A 15,038-nucleotide genomic window follows, 5' to 3' on the forward strand; every position below is an offset into this window, starting at 1 on the left:
GCGTGCCTATCGTGTCCGGTTCGTCGAATGGTTCGAGCGCTGTCAGCGTGAGAGTGTTCAACAGAGAGGTCTCGTATGGTCTGGTCGTCATGGAGCAAGCGCCACGCGCGGAAGGCGGTCCTGGTGGGAGCGGCGATGGCGCGCCTCTCGCTGCCGGGGAGCGCCGCGGCGCAGGAGGCGGTCGCCCCGGCGTGGGACGAGACCGAGAGTCGGGAAGACATCGCCCGGCGGCGCGAGCGCGCCGCGCTCCTTGCGACGCACCTCCACGACGCGATCAGGCTGCACTCCGCCGGGAAAGGGGTGCCCATCCTCGTCAGCGGTATCGGCGGGGCGAGCCTCGCCGTGAGCTTGACCGTCGCCCCGGCTGAGCCTCGCTTCCTCGCCTTGACCGCCAGCTCCGCGACGTCGCTCGCGGGAGGCATCGCCGCGCTCGCCGTGCCGGAGGCGTACCGGCGCGAGACGGTGGGCGCCGCCGCGCTGCTCTCGCAGGGCAGCGTCTGGCTCGGGCTCGCGTTCTTCACAGAGAGTGGTTTCGGGAGGGTGGCGCCGGTCGCGCTGTCGTCGGGATATTACCTGTCCGGCTTGCTCTCCGGCCTGAACCTGGCGCTGTCCGGGTATACTCCAGTGTCCCGCCTCCGCGCCGATCACGCGCTGGTGGCGACGCCCGAATGGCGCGCGCGGCTGTCAGGCGCGCAGATCGCGAGCATCGAACGGGATCTGCTGGCCACCGCGCCTGCGATCCCGAGCTGGGCCATCCACCTCCCGATCGCGCTCGGCGGGGTCGCCGCTACCGTGCCCGCGTGGGACCGCGATCTCTCAACAGAGACGCGGATGTTGAGCGTGACGTCCGGTCTCCTCGCCTCCGCGTGGTCGCTCGGCGCCATGTTCGACCCCGAACACCCGGCGCAGTCCTACCAGCGGGACCTGCGCAGGGCCGGCCTGCAGGTCGCGCCTTCAGGACCCGGCGGCAACATGGGGCTCACGGTCTCGGGCAAGTTCTAGAGCCACAGACGGGCTGAAGCCACACGCGAACAGCGAGGAGTCGGACCGGCAGGGTCTGTCGTGGCCCGCCATCGCGCTCGTGTCTGCTGGGTCGGCCTCTGGAGGAGCTCGGGGACACAGCAGTGATTGTCATCGTTTCGCGCTCCTTCGAGCGCTCATCGAGGAGGATTGACCATGCGCAACGTTCTCATCGTCGTGTTCGTGCTCATCGTGGGATGTGGCGGGGAGGCTCCGGCCGCGCGCTGGGTGGCCTGCGAGTTCACCGGCAGCACCCCAGGCGGCGTGACGGTCCGTAGCTGCGCCGAGCTCGAGACCGACGACCCGGACAAGCACGAAGGCCAGTGCAAGGACGCGTCAAACCTCGAGGCCGAGCTCGTCGATCGATGCTCTACCGACGACGTGCTCGGCACCTGCGTCCTCACCGGCGACGGCGAGACCATGACGACGTACCATTATGAAACAGAGCTCCTCACGGCGGATATCGTCAAGCCGCTCTGCGAAGCGACGAATGGCACCTGGACGCCGCGCTGAGCCGTGATCACGGGATCGTGTCGTCGACGTAGTATCCGGCGCTTCCAACCGGGACCGTCACGGCGCCTGAGCCGACGGTGAACGCCCCGTTCGGCGTGATGTTGGCCGGGTTCTGTCCTTGCCCGAGCGTCTGGTACCAGGTCAGCCGGGTGATCTCCCCGCCGCCCGTGCCGATCCGCAGGTGCACGTTGCCGTTGTCATAGCGGTATCCACCGCTCACCTGGTCGCTCGAGAACCACGTCCAGGAGGAGCTCACCGGCAGCTGAAACTGCTGCGCTCCGCTCTGCGCCGGCGGCGCGCCGCTGCCGTCCGTGTGGCTGACGCTCACGCCCTTCTTGCCGAGGTACTGCAGGCTCGCCGTGGTCACATAAAAGTACTCGGTGTTCGCCTGGTAGCTGCCCACATTGCTCCCGCCGATCGCGAGGGCTCGAAAGAACGGCTGGCCGTTCGAGAAGGTCGCCGTGTACAGCCGCCATGGGGTCGACATGCCAGGGTCGAGCTGCGCCTCGCTCACCGAGTCGACCTCCTCGTCTCCTGGTTGCTCTATCCGCTCGGCGACGATGCAGCCCGACGCCGCCAGCATCGCGAAGACCGCCGTCCCGACCTGCACCAACACGCTCTGCGCTTGCATGATGACCGAACCTCTCTCACGGACTTTCATGGCCCAGATCCGCTGGGGAGCCGACGATTCCGGGCGACCTGCCGGACCGACGTAATCGAAGTAACCGGAGCAGACAATTGGGAGGATCGTCCGCGAGCTTTACCTCGAGCTCGAGATCGACATGGCGACGAGCGCACGACGGCGGTACGTTCCCGGGGCTGACAGGATCGATCGAGCGCCATGATCCCGCTGGCGCGCAGCAGCGTCGAATCGGCACAAGTCGACACAGTTCGGCACGAATTCACGGGACGGCCAGCGCCGAGCGCTGCGTCGCCGGATCAGCGGATCAGCGGGAGACGAGGTCCCTCATCCAGGGCACGTCGGGGGTCGTTCCCAGGACCATGGTGGCCCACTGCCGGTCGTCCATCCGCTCGAAGTTCTCGGTGACGGCCTCGAAGTAGGACGAGGCCAGCCCCACGAACGCGCGAGGCGTGCCGCCGCAGGGATCGGCCGTCACGACCATGAGCCGCGGCAGGCCGGTGCCGACGTGCAGCACGCGGCCGACCGGCGCTCCGTCCTCGGTCGGCTGGGTGTGCACGTCGGCGATCGTCGGATCCCGCTCCAGGCTCTTCATCTGGTCGAAGAAGAGCTGCATGTACCACCCCTCGACCGAGGGCCCACCGCACCCTTGCACCTGGACCTTCACGGCCTGGTTGATGAAATCGAGGTGCTCCTGGGTGAGGGGCAGACCGGCGCGCTCGTTCGCGGCCATCTCGCCGAGCGTCCGCGCGACGTCGTGGAGCTGCGAGAAGTACGCCGACACCCTCTGCCCGAGCTGCGGCGCGCTCGACAGATCGAGCGCGCCGACGATCTCGACGCCGTGCTCGGCCAGCTCGGCGATGCGCGTGAAGAACGCCGGGTACGGGTCGACGTACGCGTCCGGGAACTCGCACGTGTCCCCGCCCGTGTACGACTGCTTGGCGTAGAGCAGCGTGTCATGGCGGAGCTCGGCCCAGGAGGCGAGCTGGGTGCTCAGCAGGCGCCGGCCCCACGCCTCGGTCTTCGCCACCCCGGGCAGCCCCTCGCCGTCGCCGATCGCCCGCGCCGGCGACAGCTCCCGCAGCGCGCCGAGCCAGCGATTGTAAAGGTTCTTGCCCCAGAAGTCCCCGGGGTGCGCGTCGACGAGCACGCGCATCATGTGCAGGTCGGGCGCGTAGCCGAACTGCCCGAGCTCCGGCGCGAGCAGCTGGCCCGCCTGATCGTTGCCGAGCGCGGCGAAGCCCACGTCGAGCGGGTCCGGCATCATGCGCTTGACGGCGCCGCCCTTCACCCGGTCGAAGACCACGTTCGAGAAGACGTGGGAGTCGACCACGTACCGCTGGCCGAGCAGCGCGAAGCTCGACGAGAGGGGCAGCGTGCCCTTGCCGAGCCCGTTGATCATGATGTGGCTCGAGATCCGCTGCGTCCCGTGGCCCTCCTTCACGATGACGTCGGCGATCCGCGCGTCCGGGACGCCGGCGAGGCCGGCGGCGTCGCTGAGGCCGAGGTCGGCGAGCAGGTCGTCGAGCTCCGGCAGGGTCATATAGTCGCTCTCGCCGACGAAGGCCTGGATCGCGTCGTCGATGCGCTTGTAGCGGGCGACGGTCTCCGCGTCGGCCAGGGCGCGCAGCACGTACGCGCCCTCGAGGTGCCGCCGCTGGAAGCGCTGGGTGCCGTCCTGCTGGGTCTCGAGGAAGCGGAAATCGACGCGGCCGAGCCACATCATGCCGCGGAAGTAGCGCTCGAGCTCGGGGTGCATCTCGTCGACGTAGTGGCCGCGGGGCTCGAACTGCGAGAAGTCCATGAGCCGGTCCGAGCCGAAGAGGCGGACCTCCTTCATGCCCTGGTGGGCCTCGGCGCCCGCGACGAGCTCGTCGATCGCCGCGGCGCTGGCGCCCGCGACGGGGGCGACGGGCGCGCCGTCGAGCAGCGCGAGCGCGACGGCCGTGAAGAGATCCGCGTCCGCGCGCGCCTCGGCGCCGAGCTCCGCTCCGGCGCCCTCGGCGAGCCGCGCGCGCATCTGCTTCAGCATCGTCCCGAGCTCGGGCGCGAGCGAGGCCAGCTCCACCGCCTTCAGGATCGCGTCGTACGAGCGGTGGACCGCGAACAGGACCGAGTCCGCGGACACGTAGAGCGGCAGGTCGAGCGAGTAGATGCTCTCGTAGCCATAGACGAAGGTCGGGAAGGACTTCTTGCTCGAAATGACGAAGCCGTTCGCGGAGAGCTTCGCGAGCTCGTCCTCGTCGAGGGCGAGCGCGGTGCCCTGGAGGAGCGAGAGGCCCGCGGCGTCCGCCGGCGCATAGGACAGGCCCGACGCGAAGGGGACGGGGTACCGCGAGGCGAAATCCTCGGCGCTCATGCTCGCCGAGGCATCCCGCTCGGCGAGCAGCGCGGTGAGCTCCGCCTGCTGCTCGGGCCCTGGCTCCGTGGACGGCAGCTGGGTGCCGCCGGCGCCGGGCGGGGGCTGGCTCCCCTCGCCAGAACAGCCGGCGGCGAGGGCGACGAGGATCGGGACGACGTGAAGGCGAAGAAGCAGGTTGCGCATCGAGCTCCCCTTTCAAAGCGTGCCCCTGAGCCCGGGGCGCGACGGCCCTGAAAGCAAAGGTGGTGCCGATGGCGCGCGATGCGGGGGTCGTCCTGCCTCCGGGGACGATCGTGCGACCGGCTGAGCCGTGAGCCTCCCCTCGCGGGACTTCAGCAGAGGAGCCCCGTTTGACCCGCCCCTTGAAGCTCGTCCGACCGCCGCCGCCCGCCCCGAAGCGGCCCTTCGCCGGCGACGACGCGGCCCTCGTGCTCGCGTTCCGGCGGGGCGACCCCGGGGCGCGCGCCGCCCTCTACGACCGGTTCGCGGATCACGTCCACCGGGTGCTCTACCGGCTCCTCGGCTTCAGCCACGACCTGGCCGACCTGCACCACGACGTCTTCGTCCGCGCGCTCGGCTCGCTGCCGGGCCTGGAGGACCCGAGCGCCCTCAAGGGCTGGCTCACGATGATCGCGGTGCACGTGGCGCGCACGTCGATCACCCGCAGGAAGCGGCGCAGCTGGCTCTGGTTCCTGCCGAGCGAGGAGCTGCCCGAGGTCGAGTCCGGCGCGGCGTCGGGCGACGTGCTGGACGCCTTGCGCGCGACCTACGCGGTCCTCGACGCGCTCCCGGTGGACGAGCGGATCGCCTTCGCGCTCCGGTTCATCGACGGCATGGAGCTCACCGAGGTCGCCGCGGCGTGCGACACCTCGCTCGCGACGATCAAGCGGCGGCTCGCCCGCGCCGGCGCCCGCTTCGAGGCCGAAGCACGCAAGCAGCCCGCGCTCGAGGCGTGGCTCGATGGAGGTACCCGGTGGGGCAATCCGAGCGCCCGCTGACCACCCTGGGGCGGCGCGTGGCCGAGCTTCAGGACCGGATGCCCGCGGCGCGGCTCGATCGCGAGCGCGGGCGGGCGCGGCTGCTCGCGGCGGCGCCGGTGCCCGATGCGGAGCCAGCCGGGCGCGGAGAGCGCCCCCGCCGTGAGTCTTCCTGGCGGCGGACGAGGCCTGGAAGGCCGTTCGCTGTGCGGCTCGCCGCCTCGCTGGCGGCGGTGGCCCTGCTCGCCGCCGCGCTCGTGATCGCGCTCGTGGCGCGCCCCCGCGCTCCGATGCGCTTCGCGCTCGGGGCGGCCGAGCCAGGGGTCGTCGGCGCGTGGATCGCCGCGCCGGCCACGGCGGAGCTGCCGATCCGGTTCTCCGATGGCTCGCTGCTCCGCCTCGCGCCGGGGGGGCGCGCCCGCGTCGCCTCGGTGGACGCAGACGGCGCGGAGCTCTCCCTCGAGCGAGGCGCGCTCGATCTCTCGGTCGTCCACCGCGAGGGCGCGCGCTGGACGGTGCGGGTCGGGCCGTTCCAGGTCCACGTGATCGGGACGCGCTTCGAGATCCGGTGGGACCCGGTGACCGAGCAGCTCGTTGTCGCGCTGCACGAGGGGGCTATCACGGTCTCCGGGCCGGTCGTGGGCGATTCGCGCGCCGTCCGCGCCGGCGAGCGGCTCACCATCTCGCCCGCGACGAACACGCTCGAGGTCGGCGCGATCGACGCTGCCGCTGGCCCCCCACCGACGGCGACCCCGCCCGGCGCGGCTGCCACGAGCGCGGCCGATCCCGGCGCGATGGCCGCGAGCGCGGCCCATGCAGGCGCGCCTGCCCCGAGCCGAGCCGCTCCAGGCGCGCCTGCCCCGAGCCAAGCCGCTCCGGGCGCGGCTGCGACCTCGACGAGCGGGCCGCAGGCGACCGCCCGCGCCCCGGGCGCCGGGGCGGCCGCGCCGCAAGGGCAAGCAGGCGGCGAGGGCTCGGTCTCTCCCTTGCCCGCGCGCCGAGAGACGCCGTCGTGGCGCGCCCTGGCCCTCGAGGCCAGGTACAGGGACGCCCTGGCCGCCGCGGAGGGCGAGGGCTTCGACGCGCTCTGCGACGCCGCGGGCGCGAGCGATCTGCACGCGCTCGGCGACGCGGCCCGGCTCGGCGGGAGCCCGGCGCGCGCCGCCCAGGCCTTCGCCTCCCTCCGCGCCCGGTTCCCCAGCTCGCCCGAGGCCGCGTCGGCGGCGTTCATGCTGGGGAGGATCGCCCAGGACCAGAGCAAGGACCACGCGGCCGCCGCGCGCTGGTTCGCCCGGTACCTGCGCGAGCAGCCGGCGGGCGCGTTCGCCGCCGACGCCGCGGGGCGCCTCGTCGAGGCGGAGGACAGGCGGGGCGACGAGGCGGGCGCCCGAAGGGCGGCCGAGCAGTACCTCGCTGCTCATCCGAGCGGCTCGCACGCGGGGTACGCGAAGCACGTGCTCGCGCGCGGATCGAAGGCGGTCAGCCCCGGAGGCTCGCCCGGCGCGCCGGGCCCTGCCGCCGAGCCTCCCTCGCCGTGAGACGCCGCGCCGCGACGCCCCTCTTCCTCGCCTTCCTCGCCGGGGCCACGCTCGCAGCAGGGGCCGCGCTCGCGGAGGGCGCGCGCGCCGGCGAGACCCGGACCGAGGCCGCCTCGACCATCGCTGTCCTCTGCGCCCCGGGCGATCGCTTCGGCCTGCGGATCGTGGCCGAGATCGAGTCGCTGGGCTTCCGGGCGGAGCGCCTCGACCCCGCGGCCGAGCCGGCGTCGCGCGCGTCCCTCGAGGCCTCGGCGCGGGAGGTGGGCGCCATCGCCGCGATCCGCGCCGTCCCCTCCGAGCGCGGCGTCGAGATCTGGATCGCCGATCGGGTGACCGGCAAGACCGTCCTCCGCGAGATGGCGGACGACGGCGGCACGCCCGACCGCGACGCGGCGCTCGCGCTCCGCGCCGTCGAGCTCCTGCGCGCCAGCCTCCTCGAGGCCGGCCTGCCCGCGCCCCCGCCCGGAGAGGTGCCCGCGACGCCCGAGATCCGCGAGAAGCTGCGGGTCCACGCGCCGGACACGCCGCCCGCGCCGGCCCAGCGGCTGCCGGCGGCGCTCCGCCTCTCGCTCGCTCCCGGTGTGCTGCTGAGCCCAGGCGGCTTCGGCGCGGCGGTCAGCATCGACGTCGGCCTCTCCTGGCTGCCGAGCGAGAACGTCGGCGCGATCGCGTTCGCCGCGATTCCGGTGAGCTCCCACCAGATCGAGCGATCGCAAGGCACCGCCGAGCTCTCCGTCCTGCTCGCCGGCGGGGGCGCTCGCTTCCAGCTGGCCCCGCGCGACAGCCCGTGGGCGGCCTCGGCGGATCTCGGCTTCTCGGCCGTGTTGCTCTGGAGCACGGGGGTGGCCAGCAAAGGCTTCCGCTCGAGCGCATCCGCCACGGTGACCGCCAGCCCCTTCGCGGGCGCCGGCGTCTCCTTCGCCCTGACCCCCACGTTCCGGCTGCGCGCCGACGCCCTCGCCAGCGCGCTCGTCCAGGGTGTCTCCGTCCGGTTCGTCGAGCGAGAGACAGCCACCTGGGGCAAACCGTTCATCCTCTCTTCAGCCGGCATCGAGATCGATCTGTTTTTATGAGCCGCCGTCACGCGCCGGAAGGACTTCACCTCTGGAGCCTGGCCTGGAGGTCGTTCGAATGAAACGATGGATGATGGTCCTCGGAGCGATGGCGGTGATGAACAGCGGATGTGAGGAGATCGTCTTCAATCCCATTCAAAATGGGGGTTGGGATAGCCCCCCGGACGACGTCGTGCACGACGACGACGATGATGTGGACGACGAGGACGACGGCACCTCGGCCGTCCACGTCATCGCGCTGCGAGGCAGCGACGTGGTCCCCGGCTCCCTCTACTTCACGGGCAGTCCAATGCCCTGGGAGACGCCGGACGCGCTCGTCCTGTACTTCAGCAACGCTGTCGATCAGTGCGCCCAGCCCGTGCTCGATCTCGAGGCCGGCGTCGACTGTGACAAGGCAGGTACCTGGCAATTCATCCTGATGATTCCGCCCGAGCTCAACGAGCCAGGTCTCATCGATCTCGCCGCCATGCACATCCCCTTCTCCAAAACTGTGATCTTCTCCGGTTGCGGTGGCGCGAGCGGCTCGGGCCCCGGCCATGAGGGCACGCTCGAGATCGTCAGCAGCGACGAGACCTCGCTGTTCGTGAAGGTGCGCGGCGCGGGCGACGAGAATTGGCCGGTCGACGGCGATCACACGGTCCAGCGCTGCGGCACATAGCTCCACGGTCGCACGACGGCTGGCCGCCGGGCTCCGGTAGAAACAGCACAGCGCGCCCGCGCGGCAGGCGGCGGATCCTCGGCGAATTCCCGTTCTTCCCCCTCGTCATCGCGGGCGAGCGGGCGCGAGGGCGCCCCGCCATTTTCCATGGCGGAGCGCGGCGGTTTTGGCAAAACATGCACCGACGCTCGACGCCTCGGAGGCCGCCGCACTGGCCTTCGAAGACCCGCCTATGGCCGATAGTCCACGCTACCTCGTGACCGAGGTCCTGCACGACGGGCCCGAGACGATCCTCTACCGAGCCCGGCGCGAGGAGGACGGCCGGCCGGTGGTGCTCAAGGTCCTGCGGCGTGACCACGCGAGCCCGCGCGCCCTCGGCCGGCTGCGCCACGAGCACGAGGTCGCCAGGGCGCTCGACTCGACGGCCATCGTCAAGGCCCACGGGATCGAGGCGTTCCGGGACCAGATGACGCTGGTCCTGGAGGACTTCGGCGGCCGCTCGCTCGACCGGCTCATCCAGGGGCCGACGCCGCTCGAGCGCTTCTTCCCCCTCGCTCTCCGCCTCTCCGGCGCGCTCGCCGAGCTGCATCGACACCGCGTCATCCACAGGGACATCAAGCCCCAGAACCTGCTCTACAACCCCGACACCGGGGAGGTGAAGATCACCGATCTCGGGATCGCCTGCCTCTCGCCCCGCGAATGCCGCGACGCCTCCCACGACGGGCTCATCGCGGGGACGCTGGCGTACATGGCGCCCGAGCAGACGGGCCGGATGAACCGTTCCATCGATGAGCGGACCGACCTGTACTCGCTCGGCGTCACCTTCTACGAGCTGCTGACCGGCGCCTTGCCGTTCCAGGCGAGCGATCCCGTGGAATGGGTGTATTGCCACGTCGCCCTCCACCCATCCCCGCCCCACGCGCTCGTCCCCTCGATTCCCCCGCAGCTGTCGGCGGTCGTCCTCAAGCTGCTCTCCAAGTCCGCCGAAGATCGCTACCAGAGCGCGCTCGGCCTGCAGCGCGACCTCGACGAGTGCTTCGCCAGGTGGCGAGCGAGCGGGGCGATTCCGCCCTTCCCGCTCGGTGAGCGCGATCTCTCCGATCGGTTCCAGATCCCGCAGCGGCTCTACGGCCGCGAGCGCGAGCTAGGGGCCCTGCTCGCCGCGTTCGAGCGCGTGGTCGCGAGCGGCCGCCCCGAGCTCGTGCTCGTGTCGGGCTACTCGGGGGTCGGCAAGTCGTCGCTCGTCGCCGAGCTGCGCGGGCCGGTGGTGCGCGAGCGGGGCTTCTTCCTCTCCGGCAAGTTCGAGCAGCTGAGGCGCGACGTCCCTTACCACGCCTTCCTCCAGGCGTTCCGGGCGCTCTTGCGGGAGATCCTGTCCCTGAGCGACGAGGAGCTCGAGCGCTGGCGAGAGCGCCTCCGGGAGGCCGTCGGCGCGACCGGCGCGCTGCTCGCCGGCGTGCTCCCCGAGCTCGCGCTGCTCCTCGGCCCGCAGCCGCCCGCGCCGGAGCTCCCGGGCGTCGAGGCCCGGCACCGGTTCCACGCGGCGCTCCAGCGCTTCGTGGCGGCGTGCGTCCAGAAGGAGCACCCCATGGTGCTCTTCCTCGACGATCTCCAGTGGGCCGACGCCGGCAGCCTCCAGCTGCTCGAGCAGCTCATCACCTACACCGAGACCGAGCACCTCCTGCTCATCGGCGCTTACCGCGACAACGAGGTTGGCCCGGCGCACCCGCTGCCGCTCATGCTGACCGACGCGCGGAAGCGCGGCGCGACGTTCAGCGACCTCGTCCTCGCGCCGCTCTCCGCCTCCGACGTCGGGGCGCTCGTCGCGGGGACGGTCCACGCCGCGGCCGAGCGCTCCGAGCCGCTCGCGCGGCTCGTCCACGAGAAGACCGGCGGCAACCCCTTCTTCGCGATCCAGTTCCTCTTCGAGCTGCACCAGGAAGGCCTCATCACCTTCGACGCGAAGGCGGGCGCCTTTCGCTGGGACATCGCCGCGATCCGCGGCAAGGGGTTCACCGACAACGTCGTCGAGCTGATGGTGGGCAAGCTGAAGCGGCTCCCCGTCCCGACGCAGGACGCGCTCAAGCTCGCCGCGTGCCTCGGCGCCAGCCTGGACCTCGACATCCTCGCCTTGGTCGCGCGCCGCCCTGCAGCCGAGCTCGCCGAGGCCCTCGCCGAGGCCGTGCGCGAGGGGCTGCTGCTCCGCCGGGGCGCTGGTTACCGCTTCCTCCATGACCGGGTGCAGCAGGCCGCCCACGCGCTCATCCCCGCCGGACAGCTCGCCGAGGTGCACCTCTGCATCGGCCGGCTGCTCCTGAAGGGTCAGCGCGAGGAGGCGCTCTTCGACGTCGTGGGGCACCTCAACCGCGGCGCCGCGCTCATCCGCTCCCAGGCCGAGCGCGACGATCTCGCCGCGCTGAACCTCCGCGCCGGCAGGAGGGCCAAGGCCGCAGCGGCCTTCCAGTCCGCCGCCGCGCTCTTCGCCGCGGGCCTCTCCCTGCTCGCGCCGGGCTGCTGGGAGGCGCAGCACGAGCTGACCTACGATCTGACCTTCGAGCGCGCGCACGCCGCGTACATCACAGGCGGCTTCGACGAGGCCGAGCGGCTGCTGCAAGCGCTGACGGACCACGCCAGGACCGAGGCCGAGCGAGCCGCGGCCGTCGAGCTCGCCATCGCCCTCAGCGTGACCCGCGGGCAGTCCGCCCGCGCGGTGGAGATCGGGCTCTCGTTCCTCCGCTCCTGCGACATCGACCTGTCGATCCCCCTCACCGGAGCGCGGCTCGCCGAGGAGACCGAGGGCGTCTGGCAGGCCCTGGGCGACCGGGCGATCGAGGGCCTGGTCCACCTGCCTCCCATGGCGCACCCGACGTGCAAGATCGCGATGAACGTCCTGGCGAGCGTGTCTGTCCCCGCGTACTTCGTGCACCCGGACCTGAACTACCTCGTCGTCGCGCGCATGGTGAAGCTCAGCCTGCAGCACGGCAACGCCGCGAGCTCGCCTCACGCGTATGCGGCCTTCGCGAAGGTGATCGGCCCGAAATACGGGCGATACCAGGAGGGATATCTGTTCGGCAAGCTCGGTCATGACCTGGTGGAGAGGGACAACCTCCTCGCCATGAAGGCCATGGTCTCTTCCTTGTTCGGCAATCTGATCATCTTCTGGAAGCGCCATTACCGAGAGACGTATCCGTACACGCGCGCCGGCTTCAACGCCGCGATCGAGACCGGCAACCTGAACGACGCGTGCTTCCTCTGCATCTGGGCCCCGCTGTTCCCGCTGCTCGCCGGCGAGCCGCTGGAGGACGTCCTCCGCGAGCTCGAGGAGCACCTCCGCTTCGTGCGCAAGACCGGATACGAGTTCGTCTACAACATCCTCCTGAGCGCCTACGCGCTGGTCCAGGCGCTGCGAGGCAGGCCGGCCCGGCTCCCGATGATGGATGGATCCGAGCTGGATCCCGGCGCGTTCGAGGCGCGGCTGCCTCCCGGGGACATGGGCGGCGTGCTCGCCTTCTACTGCAGCCTGAAGGCCCAGGGGCTGTTCTTGCTCGGCTCCCCCGGGGAGGCGCGCGAGGCGACGCGCCGGGTGATCATCGACAGGCCCTGGAGGAGCGAACCGCACGCGCTCGTGGCGGAGGACTTCTATTATCACGCGCTCGCGCTCGCGGCCGGCTGTGAAGACGCGCGCAGCCCGGACGAGGCGCCGCCGTCGCCGGAGCGGGAGCTGCCGGACGGGCTGCTCGACTGCGAGCGGCAGCTCGGCGAATGGGCCAGGAACGGCCCCGACAACTACCTTCACAAGCACGCCCTGGTCCGCGCAGAGATCGCCCGGCTCCGCGGGCAGGAACCGGAGGCGGCCCGGCTCTACGAGCAGGCCGCTTCGGCCGCGCGCGAGAACGGCTTCGTCCAGCACGAGGCCATCGCCTGCGAGCTCGCCGCGGGGTTCTACCGCGCGTGCGGCCTCACCACCGCCGCCGACGCCCACCTCCAGAAGGCGCGCGCCGCCTACTTCCGCTGGGGCGCCCACGCCAAGGTCGAGCAGCTCGACCAGCGGTATCCCTTCCTCGTCGAGCGAAAGCCAATAGCCCCCACCGTCACCTTCGCCGTGCGCGCCGAGCAGTTCGACGTCCTCTCCGTCGTCAAGGCCTCTCAGGGCATCTCCGGTGAGCTCAAGCTCCCGCGCCTGCTCGAGATGCTGCTGCGCACGGTGATCGAGCACGCGGGCGCCGAGGAAGGCTACGTGCTCCTGGCCCGAGAAGATCGCCTGTCGACCGCGGCGGCGATCGCCGCGTCCGGGGGCGCCGCGCGGCTGCTCGACGCGGGCGAGGCCGCGGCGGCCGCCCTGCCGCAGTCCATCCTCAACTACGTTCGCCGCAGCCACGAGCGCGTGCTGCTCGACGACGCCGCCGGGAGGCACCCTTTCCTCGAAGAGGAGTATTTCACGCGGAAGAAGCCGAGATCGGTGCTGTGCCTGCCCATCGTGCGCCAGGCGCGGCTGCTCGGCGTGCTCTACCTGGAGAACCGGCTCGTGGCCGGGGCGTTCACCCCGGGGCGGCTCACCGTGCTCGAGCTGCTCGCGTCGCAGTCGGCCATCTCGCTCGAGAACGCCATGCTCTACGCCGATATCGAGCAGGAGAACGCCGAGCGGCGCCGGGCGGAGCGCGAGCTCCGCGAGAGCCAGGCCACGCTGCAGGCCATCATCGACAACTCCGCCGCGTGCATCTTCCTCAAGGATCGCGACGGCCGGCACCTGCTCGCCAACCGCGGGGTGAGCCGCGCCCTCGGCAGGCCGCTCGATCAGATCGTCGGAAAGACCAGCGCCGAGCTCCTGCCTGCCGAGCGCGCCGTGGCGCTGGACGCGCACGACCGGCAGGTGCTCGACAGGGGCGAGCCGCTCGAGTTCGAGGAAGAGCTGATCATGGAGGACGGGCCGCACACCTACCTGTCGGTCAAGTTCCCGCTCGGCGAGGACGTGATGCCCGGCGTGATCTGCGGCGTCTCCACCGACATCACCCAGCGCAAGCGCGCCGAGCTCGCCGAGCGCTTCCTCGCCGAGGCGAGCCGCAAGCTCATGGCCCTCGGCTACGACGCCACCCTCGAGAGCGTCGCGCAGCTCGCCGTGCCCGAGCTGGCCGACCAGTGCGTGGTCGACGTGCGCCTCGATCCGGACGCTCCGGAGCGCACGGCCACCGCGGGCGTGCCTGCCGAGCTCGCAGGGGCGGTGATCGACGCGCTGCAGCCGCTCTCGGCCGCGTCGCTGCAACGCCCCGAGGTGGGCGACGTCCGCGCCGCGCCCCTCCTCGAGCCGCTCGGCGTTCACTCCTTGCTCCGGGCTCCGCTCCTCGCGCGCGACCGGTGCTTCGGCGTCATGACCCTGCTGGCGACCGCGCCACGGCGCCCCTACGGCCCCGCCGACCTGTGGCTGGCCCAGGAGCTGGCGAGCCGCGCCGCCCTCACCCTCGACAACAGCCGCCTGTTCACCGAGGCCCAGGAGGCCATCGAGCGCCGCGACGAGTTCCTCCTCGTCGCCTCGCACGAGCTCAAGACCCCGCTCACCTCGCTCAAGATGCAGGCCCACCTCCTCGCCCGGCTCCTGCCCCGCTTCCAGCGCGCCGAGATCGCTCCCGAGCGCATCGACGCCGCGATCCAGGTCCTGAGCCGCCAGATCGCGCGCCTCGCCCACCTGGTCAACGAGCTGCTCGACGTCACCCGCCTCAACGCCGGCCGGCTCACCCTCGCGCGCGCCCCCCTCGACCTGGCGGCCCTGGCGCGCGAGGTCGTCGAGCGGATGCACCAGCAGCTCACCGACGCCCGCTGCCGCACCCAGCTCGAGCTGGAAGGGCCCGTGATCGGGGACTGGGATGCTTCTCGGATGGAGCAGGTCCTCATCAACCTCCTGTCCAACGCGATCAAGTACGGCGCGGGGTCCCCCATTCACGTCGTCGTGCGCGGCCTGGAAGGCCGCGCGCTGCTCGTCGTCCGCGACCACGGCATCGGCATCGCGCAGGCCGACCAGGCCAGGATCTTCGAGCGCTTCGAGCGCGCCGTCTCCGTCCGCAACTTCGGCGGCCTCGGCCTCGGCCTCTACATCGTGCGGTGGATCGTCACCTCCCACGGCGGCACCATCCGCGTCGAGAGCGCGCCGGGCGCGGGCGCTGCGTTCATCGTCGAGCTCCCCTTGCGCCCGGCCGAGGCGGAGACGGCGGCCGAGGGCGCAGGCCAAGGAGAAGGCGCCCTGCTCCCATCGGCCTAGGCGCTCA

9 protein-coding genes are annotated in these 15,038 nt (G+C 71.7%); 7 read left to right on the forward strand and 2 right to left on the reverse strand.

Annotated features, from left to right (window positions below):
- Positions 1 to 75: 75 nt before the first annotated feature.
- Together WME97_RS29690 and WME97_RS29695 are read left to right on the forward strand one after the other, a co-directional pair.
- Entirely contained in the window at positions 76 to 1,002 is a 927-nt protein-coding gene (locus tag WME97_RS29690; protein WP_437542336.1) for a hypothetical protein, read from the forward strand.
- Between the two features lie 174 nt (positions 1,003 to 1,176).
- The gene (locus WME97_RS29695; protein WP_437542337.1) at positions 1,177 to 1,533 is read left to right on the forward strand and encodes a hypothetical protein; all 357 of its coding nucleotides are present in this window, start codon (positions 1,177 to 1,179) and stop codon (positions 1,531 to 1,533) included.
- Positions 1,534 to 1,540: 7 nt separating this feature from the next.
- On the opposite strand, the gene WME97_RS29700 is transcribed toward WME97_RS29695, so the two are convergent.
- Both WME97_RS29700 and WME97_RS29705 read right to left on the reverse strand, forming a co-directional pair.
- On the reverse strand, positions 1,541 to 2,164 hold the full coding sequence (locus WME97_RS29700; RefSeq protein WP_437542338.1) for a hypothetical protein: 624 nt from the start codon (positions 2,162 to 2,164) through the stop codon (positions 1,541 to 1,543).
- Positions 2,165 to 2,480: 316 nt separating this feature from the next.
- Positions 2,481 to 4,718: a DUF3160 domain-containing protein gene (locus WME97_RS29705; RefSeq protein ID WP_437542340.1), complete on the reverse strand. Its 2,238-nt coding sequence runs from the start codon at positions 4,716 to 4,718 to the stop codon at positions 2,481 to 2,483.
- 167 nt (positions 4,719 to 4,885) lie between these two features.
- On the opposite strand from WME97_RS29705, the gene WME97_RS29710 reads away from it, so the two are divergent.
- The 5 genes from WME97_RS29710 to WME97_RS29730 all read left to right on the forward strand — a co-directional run bounded on the left by WME97_RS29710 (position 4,886) and on the right by WME97_RS29730 (position 15,031).
- Positions 4,886 to 5,533, forward strand: coding sequence for an RNA polymerase sigma factor (locus WME97_RS29710; RefSeq protein WP_437542341.1), 648 nt, complete (start codon positions 4,886 to 4,888; stop codon positions 5,531 to 5,533).
- Positions 5,509 to 7,050 carry a FecR domain-containing protein gene (locus WME97_RS29715; protein ID WP_437542342.1) on the forward strand — a complete coding sequence of 514 codons (1,542 nt, stop codon included), beginning with the start codon at positions 5,509 to 5,511 and terminating at the stop codon, positions 7,048 to 7,050. The genes WME97_RS29710 and WME97_RS29715 overlap by 25 nt, the downstream gene beginning before the upstream one ends.
- Complete coding sequence (locus WME97_RS29720; RefSeq protein WP_437542343.1) at positions 7,047 to 8,123, forward strand: hypothetical protein; 1,077 nt, start codon at positions 7,047 to 7,049, stop codon at positions 8,121 to 8,123. The genes WME97_RS29715 and WME97_RS29720 overlap by 4 nt, the downstream gene beginning before the upstream one ends.
- 70 nt (positions 8,124 to 8,193) lie before the next feature.
- Positions 8,194 to 8,781, forward strand: a complete 588-nt coding sequence (locus tag WME97_RS29725) for a hypothetical protein (RefSeq protein WP_437542344.1) — start codon at positions 8,194 to 8,196, stop codon at positions 8,779 to 8,781.
- A gap of 232 nt (positions 8,782 to 9,013) precedes the next feature.
- Positions 9,014 to 15,031 carry an AAA family ATPase gene (locus WME97_RS29730; protein WP_437542345.1) on the forward strand — a complete coding sequence of 2,006 codons (6,018 nt, stop codon included), beginning with the start codon at positions 9,014 to 9,016 and terminating at the stop codon, positions 15,029 to 15,031.
- Positions 15,032 to 15,038: the final 7 nt, after the last annotated feature.

This window comes from Sorangium sp. So ce367 (assembly GCF_051520455.1).
In the GTDB taxonomy this organism is placed as follows: Bacteria; Myxococcota_A; Polyangia; order Polyangiales; family Polyangiaceae; genus Sorangium; species Sorangium cellulosum_B.

What these genes read in the sequence shown, in the direction of transcription:
- WME97_RS29690 (WP_437542336.1), top strand. Translation starts at nt 76, where the DNA reads ATGGTCTGGTCGTCATGGAGCAAGCGCCACGCGCGGAAGGCGGTCCTG.
- WME97_RS29695 (WP_437542337.1), top strand. Translation starts at nt 1,177, where the DNA reads ATGCGCAACGTTCTCATCGTCGTGTTCGTGCTCATCGTGGGATGTGGC.
- WME97_RS29700 (WP_437542338.1), bottom strand. Translation starts at nt 2,164, where the DNA reads ATGCAAGCGCAGAGCGTGTTGGTGCAGGTCGGGACGGCGGTCTTCGCG.
- WME97_RS29705 (WP_437542340.1), bottom strand. Translation starts at nt 4,718, where the DNA reads ATGCGCAACCTGCTTCTTCGCCTTCACGTCGTCCCGATCCTCGTCGCC.
- WME97_RS29725 (WP_437542344.1), top strand. Translation starts at nt 8,194, where the DNA reads ATGATGGTCCTCGGAGCGATGGCGGTGATGAACAGCGGATGTGAGGAG.
- WME97_RS29730 (WP_437542345.1), top strand. Translation starts at nt 9,014, where the DNA reads ATGGCCGATAGTCCACGCTACCTCGTGACCGAGGTCCTGCACGACGGG.